Origin of the sequence: Paenibacillus thalictri (assembly GCF_004307995.1) — a bacterium.
Classification (GTDB): domain Bacteria; phylum Bacillota; class Bacilli; order Paenibacillales; family NBRC-103111; genus Paenibacillus_AF; species Paenibacillus_AF thalictri.
Window position 1 is genome coordinate 377,469 of record NZ_SIRE01000002.1, and the last position, 25,212, is coordinate 402,680.

Sequence of the window (25,212 nt, forward strand, 5' to 3'; positions counted from 1 at the left end):
GAACTAGTTTCACAAATTCTAAAATAGGTGATTTGCCCGGCCTCCTTACGGAGGCTCTATTTTTTTGCCGCGACAAACGGCAATTAGTTGGACTATCCATATTGTAAGCGCATCCATTATGATGATAAAGCAATCGCACCACTCAAATATCGTCCATTTCAAGGAAGGGGTTAAAGTTAAACATGAAAAAATGGTTCAGTATTGCACTTGTCACGATGCTTGCATCCTCCGTGCTTGCCGCATGCGGCAGCTCCACAAATTCCGGCTCCGGCAGTACGCCGGCAGCCAGCTCCACACCGGCTCCGGCGGCCAAACCGGCCGATAAACCGGCTGACAAACCCGCGGACAAACCTGCGGAGAAAGTAACGGGCAAGGTCAGCGTCTACGTCGGCTTCCAGGAGGACCACGCGATTGCCGCCATGAAGCAGTTCACCAAAGATACCGGGATTGAAACGGAAATGGTGCGCATGTCGGCCGGCGAGATTTTGGCTAAGGTCCGTGCGGAGAAAGACAACCCGAAAGCCGACGTCTGGTACGGCGGGCCGGCGGATACGTTTGTGGCCGGCATGCAGGAAAATCTGCTCGAAGCCTACAAATCGCCGGTAGCGGCGAAAATCGACGCCAAATACAAGGACCCGGACGGCTACTGGTCGGGCATTTACGCCGGCGCGATCGGTTTTGCCTCCAATAAGGATTTTCTGAAGAAAAACAATGTGAAAGCTCCGGAAAAATGGGAGGATTTGCTGAACCCGGCGTTTAAAGGGCAAATCGTCATGGCAAACCCGGGTTCCTCCGGCACGGCTTATACGATGATTTACAGCGTGCTGAAGGTGCTGGGCAGCGAAGACAAAGGTTTCGATTACTTGAAGAAACTTCATCCGCAGGTGCAGCAGTACACCACAAGCGGCGCGGCTCCGGGCCGGATGGTCGGCATGGGCGAAGCCGGCATCGGCATTTTGTTCGCTCACGACATCATCAAATACCAGGAAGAAGGCTTCAACACAATCGAGATGACGATTCCGAAGGACGGCACAGGTTACGAAACCGGCGCGGTAGGCATCGTGAAAAACGCCAAAAACAAAGCGCAAGCGCAGAAATTCGTCGACTGGGCGCTTGGAGTTAGCGCACAGGAGCTCGGCCAAACGGTCGGCAGCTTCCAAAGCTTGACCAACCCGGAAGCCAAAAATCCGGCCAAAGCGATCAAGCTGGCGGAAATCAATACGATCAAATACGACATCGTCGAAGCCGGCAAGGAACGCCAGCGTCTGCTCGACAAATGGAATAAGGAAGTCAAAAAATAATTTGTTTTTTGTTGGGAGACGCGCCTTGCGTTGCGACGGGGGATGCCACGCAGGAGATGCAGGAGTCTGCTTGAGGATGACAGCCATCACACGCCAACCTCTCTCTCGCTGAGAGCTGTGCGAGATGTTCGAAAGAAGGCCTGGCTTTGTCCCGCCCGCCGGACAACCTCAAACGAGGGCAAGGCGCGCTCCCGCCTATCCGCCATAGAAAGGAGTTCCAACTCAAGTGAACTTCTCCAAAACAGCAAGCGAAATGAAAAAGCTCGCCCGCGACCCGGTGCTGCTGCTGTGCATTGCGCTGGTGACGATTTTCCTGGTGCTATTTGTCGTCTACCCGATGCTGCAAATATTAAAAGCAAGTTTTCTGAACCGCGAAGCGCAATTTTCCATCGAAGCTTATATCCGGATTTTATCCGGCCAGCAGTTGTTTACTCCGCTAAAAAACTCGCTGCTGCTCGCGTTTATCGTCTCTTCCTTGTCAACCGTAATCGCTTATGTATTTGCTTACACGTTTGCTTATGTTAATGTGCCGCTGAAAAAGCTGTTTAACAGCATCGCCATTTTACCGATCATCTCTCCTCCGTTTGTGATCGCGCTTTCGGCAATTTTGCTGTTCGGCAAGCAAGGTTTCGTGTCCAAACATCTGCTTGGCATGACCAACGCCAACATTTACGGTTTAAACGGGCTTGTGCTTGTGCAGACGCTCACCTTTTTCCCGATCGCTTTTCTCGTTCTCGCCGGTTTGCTTCGTTCGATCAGCCCGGCGCTGGAAGAAGCCAGCCTCAATATGGGGGCAGGCAAACTGAAGACGTTTCTGAATGTCACCTTGCCGCTCACCGTTCCCGGCATTGCCAACGCTTTTTTGCTCGTGTTCGTGCAATCACTTGCCGACTTCGGCAATCCGATGACCATTGGCGGCAACTATACGACGGTGGCGCGCGAAGTGTACATGCAAGCCGTCGGCAGCTACGACATGCAGGCCGGTTCGGCGCTGGCGATGCTGCTGTTGTCCATCACGTTTATCGTGTACGCGCTGCAAAAATTTTGGGTCGGCAAAAAAAGCTATGTCACCGTCACCGGCAAGCCGGTTAACGGACGCCGGATGATCGACAGCGGCTGGTTCAAATACGCGACGTTCGCCGTCTGCTTTATTCTTTCCATCGTAGTTATCGCCTTTTACATCCTGGTGCCGATCGGTTCGTTTATCAAGCTGTGGGGCATTAACAACAGCTTTACGCTGGATCATTACATCTACGTGTTCTCGCTTGGCCAGAAACCGCTGAAGGATACGACCGAACTGGCGCTGATCGCCACGCCGCTGGCCGGACTGCTTGGCATGATTATCGCTTTCCTGATCGTCCGCAAGCAATTTTTCGGCAAAAAAGCGCTGGAGGCCATCAGCATGATTTCGATCGCCATCCCCGGCACCGTGCTGGGCATCGCGTACGTGCTGAGCTTTAATACGGCGCCGCTGGCGCTGACCGGAACGGCGATCATTATATTGGCCGCGTTTATTATCCGGGCCATCCCGGTAGGCATTCGCTCGGGGATCGCCTCCCTGCAGCAAATCGACCCTTCGATTGAGGAAGCGGCGACCAATCTGGGCGCAAGCCAGACGAAAACATTTTTCAGCGTTGTGCTGCCGCTCATTAAACCGGCGTTTTTCAGCGGGCTTGTCTACAGCTTTGTGAAAAGCATGACGGCGATGAGTGCGGTCATTTTCCTCATATCCGCCAAGCACAACCTGCTGACCGCTTCAATCCTCGCCCAAGTCGAGATCGGCAAAATCGGCGCAGCCAGCGCTTATTGCACGATTCTGATCGTGATTATGAGCGTGGCGCTGCTGCTGCTTAATTTCCTGGTCAAGATTTTCGGCGGTTCCAAGGAATACACGTCCCTTTCATAATAGAGTGTTACGATGCGAGTTTTCCTTCGGAAAACTCTTAGCTTATCCTTACGACGCGAGTTTTCCTTACGGAAAACTCTTAGCTTATCCTTACGACGCGAGTTTTCCTCCGGAAAACTCTTAGGAGGTCCCCCATGAGTGCAAAATCGGTTACGCTGCGCGCGGTATCCAAAGCTTACGACAATGAGCAAAAAAATGAAAAAAACTTAGCCGTATCGGGCGTTGATCTGAATATCGCCGCAGGCGAATTCGTCACGCTGCTGGGTCCTTCCGGCTGCGGCAAAACGACAACGCTGCGTATGATCGCCGGCTTTGAAGACATCACATCCGGAGACATATGGTTCGGCGACGAGAAAGTCAACCACATCCCGCCCAACAAACGGGACTGCACGATGGTATTCCAGTCGTATGCCCTTTTCCCGCACTTGAGCGTGACGGACAACATCGCCTACGGACTGAAAATTCAAAAGCTCGCCAAACCGGTGATCGCAGAAAAAGTGAGCTCCGTGTTGTCCATCATGAATTTGACCGACTACAAGGACCGGATGCCATCGCAGCTGTCCGGCGGGCAGCAGCAGCGCGTCGCCTTGGCCCGCGCGCTGGTGATGGAACCGGGCGTGCTGCTGTTCGACGAGCCGTTGTCCAATTTGGATGCGAAGCTGCGCCTGACGATGCGCGACGAAATCCGCCGCATTCAGCAGCAGATCGGCATTACGGCGGTTTACGTTACCCATGACCAAAGCGAAGCGATGAGTATGAGCGACCGGATCATCGTCATGAACAAAGGAAAAATCGAGCAGATCGGCACGCCGCAGGAAATTTACCATACGCCAAGCACCAAGTTTGTCGCCGATTTTATCGGCACCGCCAATTTTATTGAAGGCCGGGTTACTGACATCAGCGGTACAACCGTCATCATGCAAACCAAAATCGGCAGCATCCAGGCGGAAACCGCCAATACGTACCGCATCGGCGATCAAGTGTCCATCGTGGTCCGCCCCGAGTCGGTTGTACTTGAACGAGGCGGCGCCAAACCGGCCCTTGTCACCAAAAGTGTGTTTATGGGACAAACACAGGAATATGAAGTAGAATATGAAGATCACGTTCTGCAGATCAGCATCAGCCATCCCAAAGGCCAAAAGGTGTTTCAAGCCGGGGAGTTTGTTTCGCTGCAGTTTCCGAAAGACGCCATACATGTGATCTGAAAAAGTCATATATGATATGCTGCAAAAGCACCGCAGCAAGTGTCGGCCTGCCAACTAACGTTCGGATTTTCCGAACGTTTTTGCCGCCTATAATCCGGTCATTTTAGCATCATGCTTCGTTATCACACTTAAAGGGGGCGATCCGCACGATGAAACGCAGCCGATCTGCGTGGTTTGCCGCAATCATGCTGGTGCTTGTGCTGCTGCTGGCAACGGCTTGCGGAGCGGACCGCAAAGGCACATTAACGGTGTATGCCGGATTGTACGAGGACCATGCGATCAAAGCGATCGAAGCATTTCAGAAAGAAACGGGCATCAAGGTATCTTACGTGCGCATGTCCAGCGGCGAAATACTCGCCAGAATCCGTGCGGAAAAAGACATGCCGAAAGCCAGCGTCTGGTTCGGAGGCCCGGCCGACACGTTTGTGCAAGCGCAGTCGGAAGGTTTGCTGCATCCGTACATTTCCAGAAATGCCTCGATGATCGACAATATATACAAAGATCCGGACGGTTATTGGACCGGCATTTATGTCGGTTCCATCGCGCTTGTGTCCAACAAAGCTTGGCTTCAAGAGGTCGGCCTCACCCCGCCGCAATCGTGGGAGGATTTGCTGAATCCGAAATATAAAGGCATGCTGTCGATGGCCGATCCCCGTTCATCGGGCACGGCTTATACAGTACTCGCCACGCTGGTGCAGCTGTGGGGGGAGGAGAAAGCTTTTGACTATTTAAAAAAACTTCACAAACAAATCCGCTCCTACACAACCGCGGGAAGCATTCCCGGAAGAAGCGTTGGCATGGGCGAAATCGGCACATCGATCATGTTTTCGCACGACGCGGTCAAATTTTACAAAGAGGGCTTCCGCAACATTATGATCAACTTCCCAAGCGAAGGAACCGGCTACGAAATCGGCGCTGTCGCCGTGATTCATAACGGTCCTAACTTGCCGGAGGCGCAAACCTTCGTTGATTGGGCGCTGACAAGACACGCGCAGGAGCTCGGCAAGCAGGTGGGAAATTATCAGCTGCTGACCAATCGCGAAGCGATATCCCCGGAAGAGGCGTTTCCGCTGAAAAATTTAAACGTCATCCCTTACCGGCACGACTGGTCCGGCCAAAACCGGCAGCGTCTCATCAACCGCTGGGTGAACGAAGTGCAAAGCGAAAAATAAAACCGCTCGTCTCAGCAGTGCCCCCGGGAAAATTCCCTAGAATTAGCGGTGCGAATACCAGTCAAAACGAATCTATAGAGCAGGTCTATGCTGGATGCATAGGCCTCTTTGGGGTTCGACCGACCGCCGCGCAGCGCAACGCGCGCCTGTGATTCGCACGTGTGGGGAATTTTGCATCTCCCCGTGTACGGTCGGGCATCCGGCTTCTCCGTGGTTATCCCCTTTGGGTGTTTAAAGTCGCTCAAAAGGAGCTATTATATACGAAAGCTGCAACTTCCTCCTCCGCTTAAATGCAACCGCCAGCCCGATCATTCTAATTTATATTAGTAACTTATATAAATTAGTGATATACTTTTCACCATGGAACCTAACAAAGATTTGATTGAACTCAACGTCGCCGATTTCGCTATGGTATTTGAAGATTTAACGAGGATTTTCATCCGGCTGCCTTCCATTGAGAAATTAAGCTTTACCACGCTTTCCGTACTGCACACCTTGTCTCGCAAAAGCCCGATGCGGCTTACTGAACTGACAGCCAACGAACAGGTAACGCAGTCGGCAATCACGCAATTGGTCACCCGGCTGGAAAAGGATGGACTTGTCGAGCGCCGCTCGGATCCGAATGACGGCCGAGTCGTTCAAGTACATATTACCCCGCGGGGAGCAAATATAATTGATTCCCGCCGTTTGGAACGTATTGCGCATATCACAACATTTATTAAAGGTCTGACTCCGAAGGAAAAACAGGCAATCGTGTCTGCAATCCCCGCATTAAGACGGTTGGCCGAATTGGGAGGCGATGCGTAAGATTCGGTCATGGTTCGGTCATTTTGCGCAAATACAAGCGCTGCGCAAATAAACCGAATACGAAGGAAATCTTATCATTCGTGAATGGAGGGAACATGGATGAAACCATCCGATTTTGCGCTTCAACCAAGTCCGATTTTTGTATCGGAGGAGCTGCTTGCCGATCTTCGGCATCGTCTTCGGTCTACTAGATGGCCTCTTGATGCCGGCAACGACGATTGGTTTTACGGTGTGAATCGGAGCTATCTTGAGGGGCTTGTCGATTATTGGGCTAACGAGTTTGATTGGCGGAAATCCGAAAAAGCGATCAACGCTTACGAACACTACCAAGTCGAGGTTGACGGAGTTCCTGTGCATTTTATGCGTAAACCGGGCGTTGGGCCCAATCCGGTGCCTTTAATCCTTTCCCATGGCTGGCCTTGGACATTCTGGCACTGGTCCAAGGTTATCGATCCGCTGGCGGACCCTGGAGCATTCGGCGGCGATCCGGCTGAAGCCTTCGACGTCATCGTGCCTTCGCTTCCGGGCTTCGGCTTTTCCACGCCGCTGCCAAACAACCCGGACATGAACTTTTGGAAAATCGCCGATCTCTGGCATACACTTATGACCGATGTGCTCGGTTATGCGAAATACGCGGCGGCGGGATGCGATGTCGGCGCTCTTGTGACCGGCCAGCTCGGACATAAATACAGCGGCGAGCTTTACGCCATTCATATCGGATCCGCCCTAAAACTAAGCTTTTTTAGCGGAGAACGCGCCTGGGACTTTGCCGGCGGCCGGCCTCTTCCCGACAACATTCCCGCTAACATCCGTTTGCAGATTTTGGAGGTGGACCGGCGTTTTGCTTCGCATCTGGCCGTGCACGTTCTGGATCCCGGCACACTTGCGTATGGATTAAGCGACTCACCGGCGGGAATGCTGGCATGGATTTTGGAGCGATGGGTCAAATGGAGCGACAATAAAGGCAACATCGAAAATGTCTTTTCCAAAGACGACCTGCTTACACACGCAACCATCTATTGGGTAAACAACGCAATCGAAACGTCAATGCGCATTTATGCCAATGCCAATCGCTATCCGTGGACTCCCGCTCATCATCGCTCGCCTGTCATTGAGGCGCCAACCGGCATCACCTTTGTCGGTTATGAAAATCCCCCGGGGATCACAACCGGCAACCGTGTGCAGCATTTCCTCGAGAGCGACCGCGCCCCATGGTACAACCATGTGAACATCGCAGCCCATGATGAAGGCGGACATTTCATCCCGTGGGAAATTCCGGACAAGTGGGTGGACGATTTGCGCCGCACCTTCCGGGGACGGAGATAACGAGTTAACCGTTCAGCATTAAACACATGGCGTTCACCGAGCCTCCTTGCGGAGGCTCTATGTTTGACGGCATCCGCCCAACACAGCAAAAGACGTCTGTCTCCGTTCGGACAGACGCCTCTTTTATCATGGAATGATCCGCTTGCTTACCAGGTGACGAAACCTTTTGAACCGACACCCGAGCCGCTAATCATGTCGGTAACCGGAACGGTATAAGCAATTAGAATCAGCACCACCACTACGCTAATCCATACTCCCCAGCGTTCGAAAATCGCCGGTGTCGTCTCCGCATATTGGCTTACTTCACCAAGCGGGTATTCGGTGTAACCTTTTGGCGCACGGAGCAGCATGACGATATTGACAATCATCATAATAACGCCGATGAACAAAATCGTGCCGCCGATCGCCATCACGACATGATACGGCATCCACAAAATCGCATCAGGATGATCCTGATAGGTCGTATAAGCCGTGCGGCGCGGCGATCCGAGCAAACCAACCGTATGCATCGAACCCGACATAAAAAACATGCCGACAAGCCACGTGATTGTTTGCGCGATACCCATTTTATGCATCAGCGGCGTAAGCACACGTCCGGTAATGGCGGGAATAAGCCAATACGTGATGCCAAAGAAGGTCAGCGCTACGCTGGTCGCCACCGTTAAATGAAAGTGGCCTGTGACCCACAACGTGTTATGAATGACCACGTTCATCTGATTCGAAGCGTTGACGATACCGCCTGCGCCGGCCGGTATAAAAATCAGCATGCCCATAAACGGTGCGAAAAAGCGGACATCCTTCCAAGGCAGCTTTTTCAGCCAGCCGAACAAACCTTTGGCTCCAAGCGAGCGGCCGTGCGTTTCAAATGTGGCAAACAGCGAGAACGCCGTCATCAGGGACGGAATGACCACCATAAACGTCAGCACCACTTGGATGTACTTCCATGTCGGGGAAATGCCGGGTTCGGTCAGTTGATGGTGAAAGCCTACCGGTATCGAGAACAGCAGGAACATAATAAACGACAAGCGGGCAAGCGCATCGCTGAACACTTTGGCACCGATGATCTTAGGAATGACAATGTACCAGCAGATATAGGCAGGCAGCAGCCAGAAGTATACGAGCGGATGGCCGAAATACCAGAACAAGGTGCGGCTCAGCTCAACATTAATCGTCTCCACCCAGCCAAACGACCACGGAATCAGTTGGAACAGCACTTCCACGGCAACGCCCAACGTGGCGATCAGCCACAGCAGCATGGTGGCGACGGACATGAAAGCGAACAACGGGGATAATTTGGCGCCATTTGTTTTTTTCCAGTAGCGCAGTTGAATGAACATGCCGATTCCGCTCATCCAGCTTCCTACGACGACCAGCGCCAGCGCAATATAATACCAAGGCGAAGCCATCATCGGCGCGTAGAACGTGTACAGCACCGTAGCTTTGTTCAGCAAAATCATCACCGTACCGACGGCAACGCCAACCGTCATCAGCGCATAACCGATCCAGCCGAGCGATCGGGCCACGGGCAGCAGCTGTCCGCCAAGCGATTTGGCCACGCCGGAATAAAGGAAGCCGATAATAAAGTATGTCGTAAACACCAGCGCCATCAGCACCCCGTGGGCGGTCAACAGCTGGTAATAACCGATGCCGGCGGGAAGCGTAATTTGTCCTCCGCGCACAAGCCCCTGCAGCAGCCCGGCTACCCCTCCCAGAAAAAGCGCAAAAAACGCAAACAAGATATGTGCCAAAATGAGCGCCGAATCGCGGCGGTCAAAGCCTTTTGCATCCGTCTCCATCACTTGATTCCCCTTCTCTCCCGCTATTTCACGATGATGCGCGTTTGCATCATCTCATGCGCCACGCCGCAATACTCGTTGCACAATACCAGAAACTCTCCGGCTTTGGTAAATTTGTAGGTCAGATGATTGATCTCGCCGGGCACAACCATCATATTGACGTTGGTTCCGGGAATTTGGAAGCCGTGTACGACATCCTTGCTTGTAATGTTAAAATGTACCGTTGCGCCAACCGGAATCTCCATCTTCTCCGGCGAATACCCAAAAGCGAAAGCCAACATGGTAGCTTCATATTCGTTATCGCCGATTTTCTTAAGGCCGGGGTCGTTAAACGGCGCCGATTGGTCGACCGTTTCCGGATCGACCGCGTGACGGTGTCCTCCCGGCGGCTCGGCTCCCCGGGCAAAAGTGCCGATGCCCAGCACGGCTAGAAATACGACGAGCATCGCTATCCCGAAAATCAGCCAAATTTTTTCATACCGGTGAATGTGCATATGGATGTACCTGCTTTCCCGTTCATAGTATGGTTTCGATGCCATCTTCATCGCTGTCATTTGTCATCGTGTTGCTGCTTTCTCCCTGCTGCGTCAACCCCTGTGCAAATAAAGGAAATAGACACCAAGCCAGGTCAGGACAATAAACGCGCCAAGCAGCATGACGGATACCAAGGTTCCGTTTAATGCCGTTTCCTTCTGGCCATGCTCATTTTTCATAATCGAAAACCCTCCTCTCTCTGGGACATCCTCACTTGTTTTCCACAGGTTATGCCTATATTGTACGGACTGAGGGATATGTCGAACTATGATGAGCATCACAATAAGTTACACCAAGTGTGAACAATGTTTGTCGCGGTGTGGCACTGCGCGGCGCACGGACAAGCGCACAGCAAAACCCGGCCGAATGGCCGGGTTCATTGGTGTGATTTTATGCGGCTTTTGACACGTCTGAAGCAGGGGTTGTGCCGGAGTTCGTATCCAGGCAGCGGAATTCCCGGCGGGGCAGCCAGCCATTTCTTACCGGCTTTCCCACACAATCCGCCCGGCTTCCGTCAAATCGTAACCGCGCACCGCGCGCAGCTCGTCCAAAAACGGCTTATCGCCAAGCGCCCCCTGCACAAGCTCGATCAATTCGCGATTGGCCGGGGTTTTGAGCACTACCAAATCGTATTTTTCCTGAATCAGCGGAATAAAGTCGACACCGACAATATGAGCCGCTTTCTCGACGCCAACTCCCGCGTCCGCCATTCCCGAAGCTACCTTGCCCGCTACGCCAAGGTGCGTCGTTTCTTCATCTTCGTATCCTTCCAACGCGGATGCTGCAAGTCCCCGCAGGCGCAGCTGCTCTTCAAGCAATACGCGGGCCCCCGCGCCTTTCTCGCGATTCGCGATTTTGATGCCGCTGCGGTCAAGATCCTGCCAGCCGTGTATTCCCTTCGGGTTGCCCGGCTGCACATACAGACCTGCCGTGCGGGATAACATGCGAATGACGATGAGCGGAAAACCGACAAGCACACGCCGGATGTACGGAACGTTGTATTCACCGCTGTCACCGTCCAGCAAATGTGTGCTGACAATGTCGGCCTCCCCGCGGTACAAGGCAATCAAGCCATTCAAGCTGCCCACATGCAGACGGAGCGGACGGTACTGCGCCGACGTTTTCTCCAGATGTTTGGCCAGCAAATCCAAGCCGATATCTTGCCCGGTAATAATGACGGAACGGACGGCTCCCGAGCCGCCTTGTTTTGTAACCCGATTATATGTGGCCTGACCGCTGCGGCCTGCCAAACTTCTCTGTTCCGCCTCGCCGCTTGATTTCCTCAAATCGCTCTGGCCTACCGCTCCGTTTTGTCCAGCCGCTCCGCTTGAATCGGCGGTATCAAACGATCGCCCCGCGTCGTCCCGTTCTGTCTCTGCACTCCGCCCTGCCGGTTCCTCCTGGCGGATCTGTCCGGCCCGAGCGCTTCCGGTGCTGTCTAAGCGGCCTTTGGACGCGGCCTTGTACGCTTCCAGATCGTCGGCATCCACCCGCATTTGCCTGCCGACGCGATAAGCGGGCAATTTGCCGGTTTTGATTAAGCCGTACACCGTTAGCTTGGATATTTTCAGCAAGCCGGCAATTTCTTCCGTGGTATATGATCGGGATTCGGTCATTGTATAAACCTGCTTTCCGGTAACTTCGATTTTTCATATTCTCTATAATTATCTCACTATTTATAACTAGATATATTTATTTATAACTATTTATATGATAGAATCACTTCCATCATACTATGATATAAGCTGACCCAAGCATCGAGACAACCCCTATCAGGCCAAAAAAGGGAGCACGCCGGCATCTTTCATAAGTCCATTATATTAGGTATTTTTAGGAGGCGAAATTTTCGATATGAAGAAACGCTGGATTGCCGCAACCGCTGCTTTCATTGTAATAGCCGGCTGCTCTGCGAAGCAAGAGCAAGCTGCGCCTTTGGCCGCAGCACCGCCTGCCAAAGCGCCGCCTGCCGCCGCGCCCGCCAAGCAAACGGAGCTGACCGTCTCCGCCGCGGCTAGCTTGACCGATGCGCTCAAAGAGCTGCAGACGTCCTATGAGCAGAAACATCCCAACGTCAAGCTGCAATATAATTTCGGAGCTTCCGGCACGCTGCAGCAGCAAATCGAACAAGGCGCGCCCGCCGATCTGTTTATCTCCGCAGGCCAGAAGCAGATGAGCACGCTGGTCGACAAAGGGCTGGTCGACAAAGCCGATTCCTCCAATTTGCTCGGCAACGAGCTTGTCGTCGTCATCAATAAGGAGAAACCTGCGGCTGTCCGCAGCTTGACCGACTTAAACCAAGGCGATGTGAAAAAAATAGCGGTCGGCGAACCGGAAACCGTACCCGCGGGAAGTTACGCCAAGGAGGCTTTGACGAAAGCGGCGTTGTGGACGGCGCTGCAGCCGAAGCTGCTGGCCGCCAAAGACGTCAGACAGGTGCTGACTTACGTTGAGACCGGCAATGCCGAAGCCGGATTCGTTTACCGTTCGGATACATACGGCGCCGATAAAGTAAACATTGCCTTTGCCGTCGACCCAAAGACGCATTCTCCGATCGTGTACCCTGCCGGTATTGTCAAATCGACAAAACACCGCGCGGAAGCACAGGAGCTGTATCAATATTTGCAAAGCAAAGAAGCGGCGGATTTGTTCGTCAAATACGGCTTTAAGCCTGCGGCCGAGGCTCAGAAATGAGCGAGCCGATCGATTGGGAGGCATTTTGGCAGCCTATAGAACTGTCTCTGCGGGTGGCGCTGACAGCCAGTCCGATTGTGCTTGTGGCCGGAGCGCTTGCCGCCTGGCTGATGGCCAAGCGGCGGTTTCCCGGCAAAGCGCTGCTGGAAACGGTATTTCTGCTGCCGCTGGTGCTCCCTCCCAGCGTCGTCGGCTTCGTGCTGCTCGTATCGCTCGGCCGGAACAGCCCGATTGGCACGGCCATCGAGCGGTTGTTCGGCGAGCCGATCGTATTTTCCTGGTGGGCGGCTGCGGTCGCTTCCATCGTTGTCGCGTTCCCGCTAGCCTACCAGACGCTAAAGACCGGCTTCGCCGCCGTCGACGGCGACCTGGAAGATTCGGCGCGCTCCATGGGTGCCCGCGAGCGCCAGGTGTTCTTCTACGTCACGCTGCCGCTGACTTGGCGGTTTGTCGTCTCCGCCGCCATTCTCGGTTTTGCCCGCAGCCTCGGCGAATTCGGCGCTACGCTGATGATTGCCGGGAATATTCCCGGCAAAACGCAAACCGTGCCGACGGCCATCTATATCGCCGTTGAATCGGGCAAAACCGCCGCGGCCTGGTATTGGACGACCGCGATCGTCGGTATCGCCTTCGTGCTGCTGTTTGCCGCGGGAAGGCAAAAATAATCCCCGTCCGCTTGCCCCGGACGGGGATTTCGTATACCGATCCGTATTAACGGATCGCGGTATTCGCTTTCACTTGGACTTCGTCAAATTTGGCGGAGTCCGCTTTTTTGCCGGAGAGCAGCGTGCTTCATGATAGCGTTTTCATAAATCATTATAAACCAATGTCTAAATAAATGCTACTACGTTTTTAACCAGCCCGGAGCACAAGTTTCTCCGGCCGACACTTTTATTGTTTCCCTCTGGCCGGGATTGGTCTTCTCCCGGGCCTAATGGCCGGGCACAAAATAAAGCGGGCTGAGGGCACGATTCGCTTTCCGCGATCGGCCATCCAACCCGCTTTTCTTATTCCCGCCCTTTATACCGGCCATTGCTCCAGCGTATAAGCCATCTGCCAGAACATCCATTCGTAGCGGCTGCTGATCAGGAACTGCTGCTTCATCCGTTCCCGGTCCGCTTCCGTCACCATATCGGCAATTTCATCCAGGCGGTCGATCTGCTCCTGCACCAGCTCGCCGAAACCTTCGGCGCCGTAAGCGTCGATCCAATCCTGGTAGATCGGCTCGGAGACGACCGTCCCTTTAAGCTGTTCGCCGATTTCAAAGTACAGCCAGTAGCATGGCAGCAGCGCCGCCACGATATCGCCCAGGTGACCGTTGTATGCCGCGCGGTGCAGGTGCGACGTGTACGCATAAGAAGCCGGGGCCGGCTTAAACGCAGCCCGTTCCTCTTCGGTGATGCCAAGCCGCTTCACAAACGTCTCGTGCAGTGCCAGCTCCGAATTATAAGTTCCTTGCACATGAGCTGCCATCCGGTTGCTGGTGTGCAGGTTGTGGGACTTTGCGGCGCCAATCGCCTGCACCTTGGCGAATTCGCCCAAGTAATAGGAGTCGTTCAGCACGTAATAACGGAACCGGTCAAGCGGCAGCGAGCCGTCGGCGATACCGCGGACAAACGGATGATCAAAGCTGGCCTGCCACATGGCATCCGCTTCTTGACGCAACAATTGGGAAAATAACATAAGATAGCCTCCTCGTCCCTGAATGATAAAAAGTTTTATGAAATAACCGGCACAGCGCCGCCTGCATAGACAGCCGCAGCGGCTGCGGCCAGCCAACACAACGCATAAAACACGTCGCTGGCGGAAAAGCCAAGCTCGTAATAATAAGTCCGCTCCTTGGCGGAGGAGAAACGTTTCGCTTCCATCGCTACCGCAATGCGCTGCGCGCGGCGGATGCTTTGCGCAAGCAGCGGCACGGCATACCGCCGCAGCCTGTCATAAATGCCCGCCGCGCCGCGCCGGTAGCGGACGCCACGCACTTTCAGCGCCTGTCGCAGCGTGCGGTATTCGCTAACGGTCATCGGAATCAGATTCGCCGCAGCCATAAAGCTGTATGCGTATTTCGGCGGCAGCTTCAGCTGCTGCATCAGAGAATAGAACAAATCGACAGGCCGGGTCGTCAGCGCAAAAAGCAGCCCCACCGCCGAAAAATCAACGGATTTAAAACCAACAGCAAGCCCCCGCACAAAGCTTTCCTGGGAAATCCGTACAAGCCCCCACTCCAGCCATACCGTCTCGCCTTTGCCGAAAAACATCATCGAAACCGAAGACGACACAAACAGCAGTATAAACGGTGAAGCGACCAGCAGCAGCTTCAGCAGCGGATAACCGCTGAAAAAAACGAGCAGCAGCAAGCAAGCAGCCGTAAAAAAGAGCAGCGCGTTGATATCGTCAACCAGCAGCACAAACAAGAAAAGCGCCAGCGACAGCAGCAGCTTCAAGCTCGGATTGACACGATGCATCCACGTTTTACGGTATGACGGCAGCATCCGGCGACTCCCTCCTTTCCCCATGCCAAGCGGCGGAACCGCCACCGGCAGGCGAAGACGCTTCGACCGAAAGCTTACCCGCCTCCACACGCCAAACGGTTGTGGCAAAATAGTTCACGATATCCATATCGTGAGTCACCATCACGATGGCTGTGCCTTGGCGGCGCAGCGATTCCAGCTTCTCGAGAATGGCAAACGTATTTTGCGCATCCTGGCCAAAGGTCGGCTCATCCAGCAGCAGCGCCTGTTGGCCGCTGCCGATCGCGGCCGCAACGCTGAGACGCCGCTTCTGGCCCAGCGACAGCTGGAACGGGTGCGCCGCGGCATAAGCCGCCAGCCCGAACTGCCGGAGCCGTTCCTCCGCTTGCTCACGCACCGCCGCTTCCGAGCTTTCCGTCAGCCGCAGCGTAAAAGCGACTTCCTCGAATACGGAATTTGTCACAAATTGAAATTCGGGGTTTTGAAACACATACCCCAGTGCACCGGAAACGTCCCGGAAGCCGCGGACCGGCCGGCCCGCCAGCATATACCCGCCGCTTGTCGGGATCAGCTGCATCAGCGCTTGCAGCAGCGTGCTTTTGCCGGCGCCGTTTTCCCCAATCACGGCGATCCATTCGCCGCTGGAAACGGAGGCGCTTGCGGCTTCCAGCTTCTGCTGCTTGCCATGGAAGCCGCGGAACGCGGCAAGCTGCATCAGCGGCCGGGCTGCGGCCGGCTGCCCGGCATGCGCCGCTGCTCCGGACTCGCCGGTCGCCCAGCCGCCCGGCTCTTGCACCGCCGGGCCTTCCACGGCGCGCAGCCCGCTTGCGAGCGAGCGGCCCTGCAAGCCTTCGGCCAAGCCGCTCCCCGCTCCGCCGCCCATTCGGCGAAACCGCTCGCTGTGCACGTAATCGTCCCACACGCCGGGATACCAAATGCCGTACTCCTGCAGCTGCTCCTTGTTGGCGCGGAACACCCCGCTGGGATCGCCGTCAGCGATCATTTCGCCGTTGTCGTTAAACAAAATGACACGATCGACAAAATCAAGCACTTCGCCGATTTTGTGCTCCACGATCAGCACCGTTTTGTCCTGCCCGACACGTTTGATCGCATCCCACACCTGGCTGGTGCCGTCCGGATCCAGCAAGGAAGTCGGCTCGTCAAGGAACAACGCTTCCGGCCGAAGCGCAAGCACCGATGCGATGGCCAAACGCTGCTTCATGCCTTGCGACAGCGAAGCGATCGGCGTATGCATATCGGCAAAACCAAGCCCCACCTGCCGCAGCAGCGATGTCATCATACCCGGCATCTGCTCTCTTGAAACGCACATATTTTCCAGCACAAACGCCATTTCCTCATCAACAAAAGGCATACAAAATTGCGTGTCCGGATCCTGAAATACGTATCCCCACGAATCGGGAACCCGAATCCCCGCATATTTCAGCGGGATGTCGATAGAGCCCGGAATCAAGCCGGCAAGCACTTGCAGCAGCGTTGATTTGCCGCAGCCGCTCGGACCGAGCAGCAGCACCTTTTGCCCTTTTCCGACACGGATGGAGAAGTCCCGAAACAGCAGCTCATCCGCCCCGGGGAACTTCAGCCTCAGCTGCTCCACATAAATTGCGTCTTCCATGATCATCTGTCCAGCGCGCTGTAATCTTCTTTGGAAGCCGGGCGCAATAAGCTGGCCACCCCGGTTTTCTCCAGCGCTTTAACGAGATAATAGGCGCATATGCCCGTGAAGAAAATGGAGCCGGCAAAACGGAACACAACATATAACGTCAAATTCCAAGACTGCAGCTCCAGCATGTAACCTTTGGCAACATCCATCACAATCGAGCCGGCTGCAGCCGCAACGGCTGCCAAGCAAGTGACGGGCAGCGTCGCCCGGCGGTACAGGAACAACGCGAACACAAGTTCGGCGCCAAGTCCTTGCAAAATACCGTAAGTGAGCGACTCCACACCGTATTGCGAGCCCATGATAAGCTCGCCCGAAGCCGCCGCGGCTTCCGCCAGCAAAGCGACACCCGGTTTGCGGATCAGCAGGAACGCTACGGTTGATGCGATAAACCACATGCCGTACACCAGCTGGTCAGCCTGCAAGCCCGCCAGCTTGACCAGATCCGATACCGGCCCCCACGCGCGGTAGATGATGGCAAACAAGACGGCAATCACTACCGTTACTAAAATATCGACCAATTTCAGCTTTTTGGACATGGTCACTACAACCCCTTTACGTTTACTTACTTTTGAGAGCAGCTTCGAACCGAAGCCCTTTCAACAAAAAAACAAGCCTCTTCTCAGGGAAGCGGCTTGTTGCAATCCGATATGCTGTCACCGTGTGCGGCAAGAAAAGAGCAGAGAAACTTCCAAAGCCGCGTGGGCTGCGCTGCTTATGTCACAGGTGCGGCCCCTTGCGAAAAGTTTTTCTACACGAAACGTTAAAAAAAGAGCCTGCGGAATAATCGCGGCTCTTACATCGCACGTTTATTCTCTCTACGCCGGCATTACCCGGATCAGATTATCGGTCAGCAACAAACGGTCGCTATCTCAGCCTGACTTCATCAAGCCCCCGCCAAAACTTTTGGTTACTCCTACAATACATCGGTTTTGCCATTTCCGCAACCCTTTTTATATCGCTGCCCGGTGGCTGCCTTTTCGCTTTATGGGTTGCAGTATTGGATCAAGTTAAAAAGAGCTCCCTTGCGGGAGCCCTTCCGTCGGTGAATTAGTTGTTGGATCTTTCGTTTACTCTTTACGAAAAGCCTCGGTCAACCTGAAATACCTTAAGCTGTGGGTTACCACACTAACGTATCTTTGGCACATCCCTCCGCTTCTATATCGAGTCCGTCATCTCCACGGTTTGCTCTGTTGAAAAGTTCAACGGAACCACACCTCTCTTGTTCACCGACGATAATATTATGGACGGGATGAAACATTTATATGCACAGCTTCGCAAATTTTTTAAAAAAATTATTTTTCGCCGGTTTACAAATACGTTTCCACGAAACGCATCATCGCTTCTTCATGAAAGTGAAGCGGCTCATGCCCATAGTCATGATAAAGCTTCAGCTCCTTCTCCGCGCTTACATGATTGTAAGCGGCAAAGCAGGTCGAAGGCGGGCAAGTCGTATCCTGCAGCGTGATTGCCATCAATGTGCGCGCTTTAATTCTCGATGCGTGATTCATGCCGTCAAAATAACTAAGCGTGCGGTATACCTGCTCCTCCTGCAGATGCTCCGGATCAAAACGGCGGAACCAGTTTTTGATTTCCGGATACGGGCCCGTGCTGTGAATCTCCACCGACCGTCTGAAGTCGCACAAAAACGGGTAAACGGGCATGGCAAGCTTAGGACGTGAATCAAGTCCGGCTACCGCCAGCGTTAGCGCGCCGCCTTGGCTAGCGCCGTAGACCGCAATCCGTGCTGCATCGACCTCCGGTCTCCCGCAGATGAAATCAATCGCACGGATACAATCCAAATAAACTTGCTTATAATAGTACCGGTCAGGATCGGTAATGCCTAAAGTCAGCCAGCCGGCAGCGCTGCCTTGCGGATACACAGCCAAGTCGGGAGTAAGGTTCCCCTGTCCTCTCGTGTCGATCGAAAGCACGGCGATGCCCATCGCCGCATAATGCAGCAGCTCGTATACAAAGCCGCGGCTTCCGGAATAGCCATGATACCGAACCATTGCAGGCATCGGAGCTGCTGCATGTTTAGGCACAACATACCAGCCATGAACAGGGGTACCGTCGGCGCCGTCATAAGTTACCTCGTAAACGGTTGCGACTTTAACCGGATAATCGAGCTCCTTCAGCTGCGGATTTAATGGCGTTTGAGCAGATAATTCCTTTTGTTTTTGCCAAAAAACATCAAAATCAGCTTCGGCCGTACTGTCGGGACGGTATTCGCGCAGCTTCGGCAATGGCCAGTCCACCATAGGCATATGGATCACATTCCTTTTCGATTAAATTAAAAACAGCTTCCCACATTGTACCAAAAATTCTGATTTGCGTATCCGTTTTTTTGATATCCTGAAGCGGGCTTGCATCGAAACCATGTAATCCGCTGAGCGGCATTATTTTTCGTATTGATTTGTAAAGGTTTATGTGTAAAGATAGCTTTGTGCGTTTATTGCTACGGAACAATAGAGAAAGGAACCGGTGACATATTATATGAAGCCTTTGTTTAGGCTGCTGACCGAGTTGTCCTCACGCAAATTTATTTCCAGGACAACAGGCGCCTTCGCCAAATCGAAAGTCAGCAGAACCCTTATCCCCCGTTTTGCCAAAACTTACGGTATCCGTGTGGAGGATGCCGAGAAACATATACAGGAGTACGGTTCACTGAACGACTTTTTTACACGCCGGCTGAAAACGGGACTGCGTCCCATCGACACGGCTGTCTCAGCGGCAGTCAGTCCCGTCGATGCGCTGATTACCGGAATCGGAGACATTTCGTCGGGTCTGATGCTGAATGTCAAAGGCCAGGACTACACGATCGAGGAGTTGCTTAACCGTTCGCCGCGGACCGTTTGTTATTTAAACGGATTTTATATGGTGCTTTATTTAAGCCCAACCGACTATCACCGCATTCACTCGCCCGTAACCGGGGATATTGTGGAGAAAGAGCACGTACCGGGCAAGGTGTACCCTGTCAATGAATTTGGCCTGCGCCAGATGCGCCGGGTGCTCAGCCGGAATGAACGGCTCATTACTTACATGCAGCACGAAACCGGTGAAGTCGCCGTTGTCAAAGTGGGCGCGATGAACGTCAGCAGCATTCAATACGTTACGCCGCTGCCCCGCCATTTGGAGCGAGGCGATGAACTGGCCTACTTCGAATTCGGCTCAACCGTCGTCCTGCTGTTCGAGAATGGAACATTCAGCCCTCGCCAAGACTTGCAGCTTGGCAGCAAAGTCAAGATGGGCGAAGCCATAGGGCAATTTCACGGCAAAAGCTAATGTGCGGCTGAAGCCGAATCTCCGCCGCGAGACGATTAGCCTGCGCATCTGCCGGCTTGGCGCCCATCCGTATCCCCTGTTACAGCCTAAAAAAAACAGCCCCCGTCCTAGCACCTGACCGGAGTCATCCGGGAGATGCAAAGCGGGGGCTGTTTCTATTCGGATATGCTGCGCGTCAAATATTATCCGCGGACATGGCGGCGGGCGACTCCCGACGCATATGCGGCATCGATGACGGCTTCTTTCACTTTTTCCACCACATTTTGATTAAACACGCTAGGCATGATATAAGATTCATTTAATTCTTCGTCGCTCACAACCGAAGCAATCGCCTTAGCGGCGGCCAACTTCATCTCTTCGGTAATTTTGGATGCGCGGCAATCAAGCACACCCCGGAAAATACCCGGAAAACAAAGCACGTTATTGATCTGGTTCGGATAATCGGAGCGTCCTGTCGCCATTACACGCACATACGGCTCCGCGTCCTCCGGAGCGATCTCCGGCGTCGGATTCGCCATCGCGAAAACAATCGGATCGCGAGCCATGCTGCGCACATCGGGCACCTTCAAGACGCCCGGCCCCGATAACCCGATAAATACATCTGCGCCGATAATGACATTGGACAATGCTCCGCTTTCGCGATTCGGGTTCGTATGTTCGGCGTACCAAGCCCAAGCCGGATTGGCGTAGTCTTTCCCGGGAACGATAGCCCCTTCACGATCCACTCCGACGATATTCGTCACATTTGCGGCCTGCAATATTTTCGTGCAAGCAATGCCCGCTGCGCCGATGCCGCAAACGACCACTTTGATGTTCTCAAGCTGTTTTTTTACGATTTTCAAAGCATTGAGCAACCCAGCCAAAATTACAACCGCCGTTCCATGCTGATCGTCGTGGAATACGGGAATGTCCAATTCTTCGATCAGCCGCTCTTCGATCTCAAAACACCGCGGCGAAGAAATATCCTCCAGGTTGATGCCGCCGAAGGTAGGGGCAAGCGCCTTTACCGTGCGGATAATCTCTTCGGTATCTTGGGTATCCAAGCAGATGGGAAACGCATCCACACCCGCCATCTGCTTAAACAGCATCGCTTTGCCTTCCATCACCGGCATTGCCGCTTCCGGACCGATGTTGCCGAGCCCAAGCACCGCCGAACCGTCCGACACGACGGCTACCGTGTTGCGTTTGATCGTCAGCGAGAACGCTTTGGACGGATCCTCGTGAATGGCCATACATACGCGGGCAACTCCTGGAGTATAAACCCGGGACAAATCGTCGCGGTTTTTGATCGGCATCTTGGGAGTCGTTTCGATTTTACCGCCGAGATGCATCAGGAACGTCTGGTCGGATACGTTGATGACTTTAACCCCGGGCAGCGCCCCTATTTTCTCAACAAGCGCGTCGGTGCGGCTCTGGTCGTTCATATGGACGGTGATGTCCCGGACTGTGGTCGTTTTGCCGGACTGGCTTACGTCGATGGCGATGACGTCGCCGCCTGCTTCGTTGATCGCCGTAGCGATTTTACCGAAGGACACCGCCTGTTTCTCCATTTCAAGCCTCAAAATGATGCTGGTGCTGCCGCCAATTGATCCTGCCACTTGAGTAATCGTCACTCCTCTTCTGCCAATTTGCTTTCATCTTATCATAAGCCATTGTGAGATCATAATCAGCGGATAAGGGCCACGCGAAGCCTTTCCATGAATACGCAACTGCAAGCTGAAGTTTAGACGAGATCTTCTTTAGCCTGCCGCATAAGTTCCACACCCTGCTCCATTTGCTCCAAACTCAGCTTAGAAAAATTAAAGTATGCCCCGTACCGGACGTTTCCGCCTGCGGATTCAACACCATCTCCGCCCCCGGCCACCGCCTCCGACCATCTGACGCCAAGCCGGCCGCACGCCGTTTTACACGCCGCATACGTGTGCTTATCCCCTTTCCACCATCCGAAAATGTGCAGCCCGGCATCGCCTTCCGTCCATTCGAAGCAATCCGACAATCCGCTGTGCAGCAGCTCCCGCAAGTAGATGAACTTGCGGCCGTACAGCCGCTTCATCCTGCGCATATGGCGTTCATAGTGACCGCTCTGCATAAATGCGGCAAGCGCCTTTTGCTCCAGCAGACCGGTCGGCTGCGGTTCGAACAGCTCCTTGGCTTTGCACATCGGGACGACCAGGTCCTCGGGAAGCACAGCGTAGCCGACCCGGATAAAGCCGGGCAGCGTTTTGGAGAAGCTGCCGACATACACCACCCTGCCTTCGCGGTCCAGCGCTTTGAGCGGTTCCACCGGCCTGCCGCGGTGGCGGAATTCGCTGTCGTAATCGTCTTCGATGATGATCGCGCCGTTTTCCCGCGCCCACTCCAGCAGCTCCAGACGTCGCTGGAGGCTGAGTACCACGCCGGTTGGGAACTGGCGGCTCGGCGTAACAAACAGCAGCTTCGACCGCCAATTGCCGGGGATGATGCCTTCGGCATCCAGCTCAGCCGCAATGGTGCTGCCTCCCGCCGAGCGAACTGCCTTGCCGATGCCGCCGTATCCGGGCTCTTCCACAATAACGCCGTCCCCTGTTCCGACAAGCAGCTGAGCAAGCAGGGCAATCGCTTGCATCGAGCCGTTGACGATGACAATTTGCTCTGGCTGAGCGGATATTCCCCGCGCTCGCCGCAAATATTGCGCGATGCTTCTGCGGAGTCCGGCATCGCCTTGCGATGGTTCAAACACGTGACGGGGATCCAGGCTCGCAGCTTTGGCCTCGGCAAATAAACAGCGATTCCATGCTTCGGTTGGAAAACCTTCCACATCGGCCGAGCCCAGATGAAAATCGTATAAGGTCGGCGTACCGACTACAGCGCGCCGAAGCTCCGACTCCTGCACCCGCCTTCCCCATGCGGAAAACGTAATCGGCTGCGCGGTTGTTCCATCCGGCTGTGAATGTCTTTGCGCATAAGCGGCAAAGGTGCCTCTGCCGACGCCCGCCGAAACGTAACCGTCGGCGGCCAGCATATCGTACGCCTGATTCACCGTACCCCGAGACAGCTCATATTGGCGGGCCAGCTCCCTGCTGGACGGCAGCCGGGATCCATAAGCAATGTCCCCTTTGACGATCATATCTTTTAAAGCATGGTAAAGCGCATCGAGCTTTCCCGGATATTGACGCATATACGACTGAAGCGGCACATGGAACAAAACAGTCCACCTCCATAGTTTGATTGGACCACTCATTATTGGTCCATTCATTTATCTCTAAATTGGATCTTTTTAAAGACCATTATTAGCATTATTCTATATCCAATGCAAATGGTATCTTGAGGGGAGCGTCAGACGAATGAGAAGAAAAGAATTTGAGGTTTTGAATGAAGAGGAAACTTCACAATTTTTACAGGAGATGAGCTTCGGCTTTCTTGGTACGACCGGGGACGACGGTTGGCCGCTGGTCACGCCGCTCAACTTTGTCTATCACGAGGGGGCGATTTATTTTCACGGCAGCAAGTTTGGACAGAAGATGGATTTCCTTAAACAGCGCCCTAAGGTAACCTTCTCGGTTGCCAAAGAATACGCCATTATCCCATCATATTTCACAGATCCCAAGCTGGCCTGTCCGGCTACCGCCTTTTTCAAATCGGTGCTTGTTCGCGGTTATGCCGTTCCCCTTGAAGACCCTCGGGAAAAAGCGGACGCGCTTGGCGCTTTCATGCGAAAGCTGCAGCCGGAGGGCGGTTATGAGCCGATCGATCCCAACGATAAGGAATATTTGAAAAATCTGAACGGCGTGTCCGTAGTCCGTATCGAAGTCGCCGAGCTAACGGCCAAATACAAATTTGGGCAAAATATGGCCGAAGCCAGACGCGAAAAGGTGATTGACAGCCTGGTAGAACGTAATACCGGCCTGGACGCGGAAACAGCCGAACTGATGCGCCAATATTGTCCGCATCATCGTAAGCCGCTTGGGGATTAATCATCAAGGGACAAGGCCGCGCCGGTTGGTGCAGCATGCCGCTGCCCCTAACATAAAGAAACACCCGGCGATTGCGCCGGGTGTTTCTGCATACTGCCTATGTTTTATTTCAAGTCCTGCATAGCTACCATGTCCATGTCGGCAAATACTTGGTTTTCGCCAGCCATACCCCAAATGAACGTGTAGTTTTGCGAGCCCACGCCGCTATGGATGGACCAGCTTGGGGAGATCACCGCTTGCTCGTTGCGCACCACAAGGTGGCGGGTTTCGGTTGGCTCGCCCATCATGTGGAAGACAACGGCATCATCGGCCATATCGAAGTAAAGGTATACTTCGGAACGGCGGTTGTGCGTATGGCAAGGCATCGTGTTCCACATGTTGCCCGGCTTAAGCAGCGTCATGCCCATGACGAGCTGACAGCTTTTTACGCCATTTTCGTGAATGAATCTGTAGATCGTACGTTCGTTGGACGTTTCGATCGATCCGAGATGCTGAGCTTCAGCTCCGCTGATCGCCACTTTTTCCGTCGGATAGTTTTTGTGAGCCGGTGTGGAGTTCAAGTAAAAACGCGCCGGTTTGGCCGCATCAGCACTTGTGAAAATAACTTCTTGATTGCCCAGACCGACATACAGGCAGTCTCTGGTTTCCAAATCGTATGCAGTTCCGTCAACGGTTACGGTTCCTTTGCCGCCGATATTGATGATGCCGATTTCGCGGCGTGCGAGGAAATAGTCCGCTCCCATGTCATGCTTGTCCGCTTGCAATTTAATCGGCTCGGATGTAGGAACGGCTGCGCCTGTAATATAACGGTCAACGTGGCTGTATACAAGGGTCAGTTTGCCTTCAACAAACAATTTTTCAATTAAAAATTCTTCTCTTAAACGTTCCGTATCGTAGGTTTTCGTTTCTCTTGGGTTCGTAGCGTAGCGAATTTCCATGTAAATGAAAAGCCTCCCTAAAATAAATTGTATACCGCACATTAAACGTTTCAATTTGCCATGTTAACGTGTGCGATAATTTCCTTATCTATCGTACCATAAAGCGTGATGTAAGAAAAGCCGCTGCCCGCCGCAAACCTCGAACATGC

At 53.7% G+C, this 25,212-nt stretch carries 22 protein-coding genes; 10 read left to right on the forward strand and 12 right to left on the reverse strand.

Annotated features, from left to right (window positions below; genetic code table 11):
• Positions 1-182: 182 nt before the first annotated feature.
• The 6 genes from EYB31_RS01910 (at position 183) to EYB31_RS01935 (ending at position 7,717) form a co-directional block, all read left to right on the forward strand.
• Positions 183-1,301, forward strand: coding sequence for an ABC transporter substrate-binding protein (locus EYB31_RS01910; RefSeq protein WP_131011559.1), 1,119 nt, complete (start codon positions 183-185; stop codon positions 1,299-1,301).
• 226 nt (positions 1,302-1,527) lie between these two features.
• Entirely contained in the window at positions 1,528-3,207 is a 1,680-nt protein-coding gene (locus EYB31_RS01915; protein ID WP_206105420.1) for an ABC transporter permease, read from the forward strand.
• A 134-nt stretch (positions 3,208-3,341) separates the two neighbouring features.
• On the forward strand, positions 3,342-4,412 hold the full coding sequence (locus EYB31_RS01920) for an ABC transporter ATP-binding protein (protein WP_131011560.1): 1,071 nt from the start codon (positions 3,342-3,344) through the stop codon (positions 4,410-4,412).
• A 149-nt stretch (positions 4,413-4,561) separates the two neighbouring features.
• Positions 4,562-5,584, forward strand: a complete 1,023-nt coding sequence (locus tag EYB31_RS01925; protein ID WP_131011561.1) for an ABC transporter substrate-binding protein — start codon at positions 4,562-4,564, stop codon at positions 5,582-5,584.
• Positions 5,585-5,944: 360 nt separating this feature from the next.
• The gene (locus tag EYB31_RS01930; protein ID WP_131011562.1) at positions 5,945-6,391 is read left to right on the forward strand and encodes a MarR family winged helix-turn-helix transcriptional regulator; all 447 of its coding nucleotides are present in this window, start codon (positions 5,945-5,947) and stop codon (positions 6,389-6,391) included.
• 99 nt (positions 6,392-6,490) lie between these two features.
• Positions 6,491-7,717 carry an epoxide hydrolase family protein gene (locus EYB31_RS01935; RefSeq protein ID WP_131011563.1) on the forward strand — a complete coding sequence of 409 codons (1,227 nt, stop codon included), beginning with the start codon at positions 6,491-6,493 and terminating at the stop codon, positions 7,715-7,717.
• A gap of 146 nt (positions 7,718-7,863) precedes the next feature.
• Here the strand turns inward: EYB31_RS01935 and EYB31_RS01940 are convergent, their stop codons facing one another.
• The 4 genes from EYB31_RS01940 to EYB31_RS01955 all read right to left on the reverse strand — a co-directional run bounded on the left by EYB31_RS01940 (position 7,864) and on the right by EYB31_RS01955 (position 11,663).
• Positions 7,864-9,513 carry a b(o/a)3-type cytochrome-c oxidase subunit 1 gene (locus EYB31_RS01940; RefSeq protein WP_131011564.1) on the reverse strand — a complete coding sequence of 550 codons (1,650 nt, stop codon included), beginning with the start codon at positions 9,511-9,513 and terminating at the stop codon, positions 7,864-7,866.
• A gap of 23 nt (positions 9,514-9,536) precedes the next feature.
• Positions 9,537-10,007, reverse strand: coding sequence for a cytochrome c oxidase subunit II (locus EYB31_RS01945; RefSeq protein ID WP_131011669.1), 471 nt, complete (start codon positions 10,005-10,007; stop codon positions 9,537-9,539).
• Between the two features lie 93 nt (positions 10,008-10,100).
• Positions 10,101-10,226, reverse strand: coding sequence for a cytochrome c oxidase subunit 2A (locus EYB31_RS01950; protein ID WP_131011565.1), 126 nt, complete (start codon positions 10,224-10,226; stop codon positions 10,101-10,103).
• A 300-nt stretch (positions 10,227-10,526) separates the two neighbouring features.
• Positions 10,527-11,663, reverse strand: a complete 1,137-nt coding sequence (locus EYB31_RS01955; RefSeq protein ID WP_131011566.1) for a substrate-binding domain-containing protein — start codon at positions 11,661-11,663, stop codon at positions 10,527-10,529.
• A 235-nt stretch (positions 11,664-11,898) separates the two neighbouring features.
• On the opposite strand from EYB31_RS01955, the gene modA reads away from it, so the two are divergent.
• Together modA and modB are read left to right on the forward strand one after the other, a co-directional pair.
• The gene (gene modA, locus EYB31_RS01960) at positions 11,899-12,738 is read left to right on the forward strand and encodes a molybdate ABC transporter substrate-binding protein (RefSeq protein WP_131011567.1); all 840 of its coding nucleotides are present in this window, start codon (positions 11,899-11,901) and stop codon (positions 12,736-12,738) included.
• Entirely contained in the window at positions 12,735-13,403 is a 669-nt protein-coding gene (modB, locus tag EYB31_RS01965; RefSeq protein WP_131011568.1) for a molybdate ABC transporter permease subunit, read from the forward strand. The genes modA and modB overlap by 4 nt, the downstream gene beginning before the upstream one ends.
• Before the next feature lie 355 nt (positions 13,404-13,758).
• Here the strand turns inward: modB and tenA are convergent, their stop codons facing one another.
• From tenA to EYB31_RS01990, 5 genes are all read right to left on the reverse strand, one after another.
• Positions 13,759-14,421: a thiaminase II gene (gene tenA / locus EYB31_RS01970; RefSeq protein WP_131011569.1), complete on the reverse strand. Its 663-nt coding sequence runs from the start codon at positions 14,419-14,421 to the stop codon at positions 13,759-13,761.
• 35 nt (positions 14,422-14,456) lie between these two features.
• Entirely contained in the window at positions 14,457-15,230 is a 774-nt protein-coding gene (locus EYB31_RS01975) for an energy-coupling factor transporter transmembrane component T family protein (protein WP_131011570.1), read from the reverse strand.
• Positions 15,211-16,842: an ABC transporter ATP-binding protein gene (locus tag EYB31_RS01980; RefSeq protein WP_420819407.1), complete on the reverse strand. Its 1,632-nt coding sequence runs from the start codon at positions 16,840-16,842 to the stop codon at positions 15,211-15,213. Before EYB31_RS01980 ends, EYB31_RS01975 begins: the two co-directional genes overlap by 20 nt.
• Before the next feature lie 2 nt (positions 16,843-16,844).
• On the reverse strand, positions 16,845-17,426 hold the full coding sequence (locus EYB31_RS01985) for an ECF transporter S component (RefSeq protein WP_131011572.1): 582 nt from the start codon (positions 17,424-17,426) through the stop codon (positions 16,845-16,847).
• 771 nt (positions 17,427-18,197) lie between these two features.
• On the reverse strand, positions 18,198-19,154 hold the full coding sequence (locus EYB31_RS01990) for an acetylxylan esterase (protein ID WP_131011573.1): 957 nt from the start codon (positions 19,152-19,154) through the stop codon (positions 18,198-18,200).
• 229 nt (positions 19,155-19,383) lie between these two features.
• On the opposite strand from EYB31_RS01990, the gene asd reads away from it, so the two are divergent.
• Positions 19,384-20,172 (forward strand): archaetidylserine decarboxylase, encoded by a 789-nt coding sequence (gene asd, locus EYB31_RS01995; RefSeq protein ID WP_131011574.1) that lies wholly within the window; start codon positions 19,384-19,386, stop codon positions 20,170-20,172.
• Between the two features lie 182 nt (positions 20,173-20,354).
• Here asd and EYB31_RS02000 read toward each other — a convergent pair whose 3' ends face one another.
• Together EYB31_RS02000 and pdxR are read right to left on the reverse strand one after the other, a co-directional pair.
• A complete protein-coding gene (locus EYB31_RS02000; RefSeq protein ID WP_131011575.1) occupies positions 20,355-21,770 on the reverse strand; it encodes an NAD-dependent malic enzyme in 1,416 nt (471 codons plus the stop codon).
• 125 nt (positions 21,771-21,895) lie between these two features.
• Positions 21,896-23,392: a MocR-like pyridoxine biosynthesis transcription factor PdxR gene (pdxR, locus tag EYB31_RS02005; RefSeq protein WP_131011576.1), complete on the reverse strand. Its 1,497-nt coding sequence runs from the start codon at positions 23,390-23,392 to the stop codon at positions 21,896-21,898.
• 103 nt (positions 23,393-23,495) lie between these two features.
• On the opposite strand from pdxR, the gene EYB31_RS02010 reads away from it, so the two are divergent.
• A complete protein-coding gene (locus EYB31_RS02010; protein ID WP_131011577.1) occupies positions 23,496-24,125 on the forward strand; it encodes a pyridoxamine 5'-phosphate oxidase family protein in 630 nt (209 codons plus the stop codon).
• Positions 24,126-24,229: 104 nt separating this feature from the next.
• Here the strand turns inward: EYB31_RS02010 and kduI are convergent, their stop codons facing one another.
• Positions 24,230-25,063 (reverse strand): 5-dehydro-4-deoxy-D-glucuronate isomerase, encoded by an 834-nt coding sequence (gene kduI / locus EYB31_RS02015; RefSeq protein WP_170318201.1) that lies wholly within the window; start codon positions 25,061-25,063, stop codon positions 24,230-24,232.
• Between the last annotated feature and the right edge of the window lie 149 nt (positions 25,064-25,212).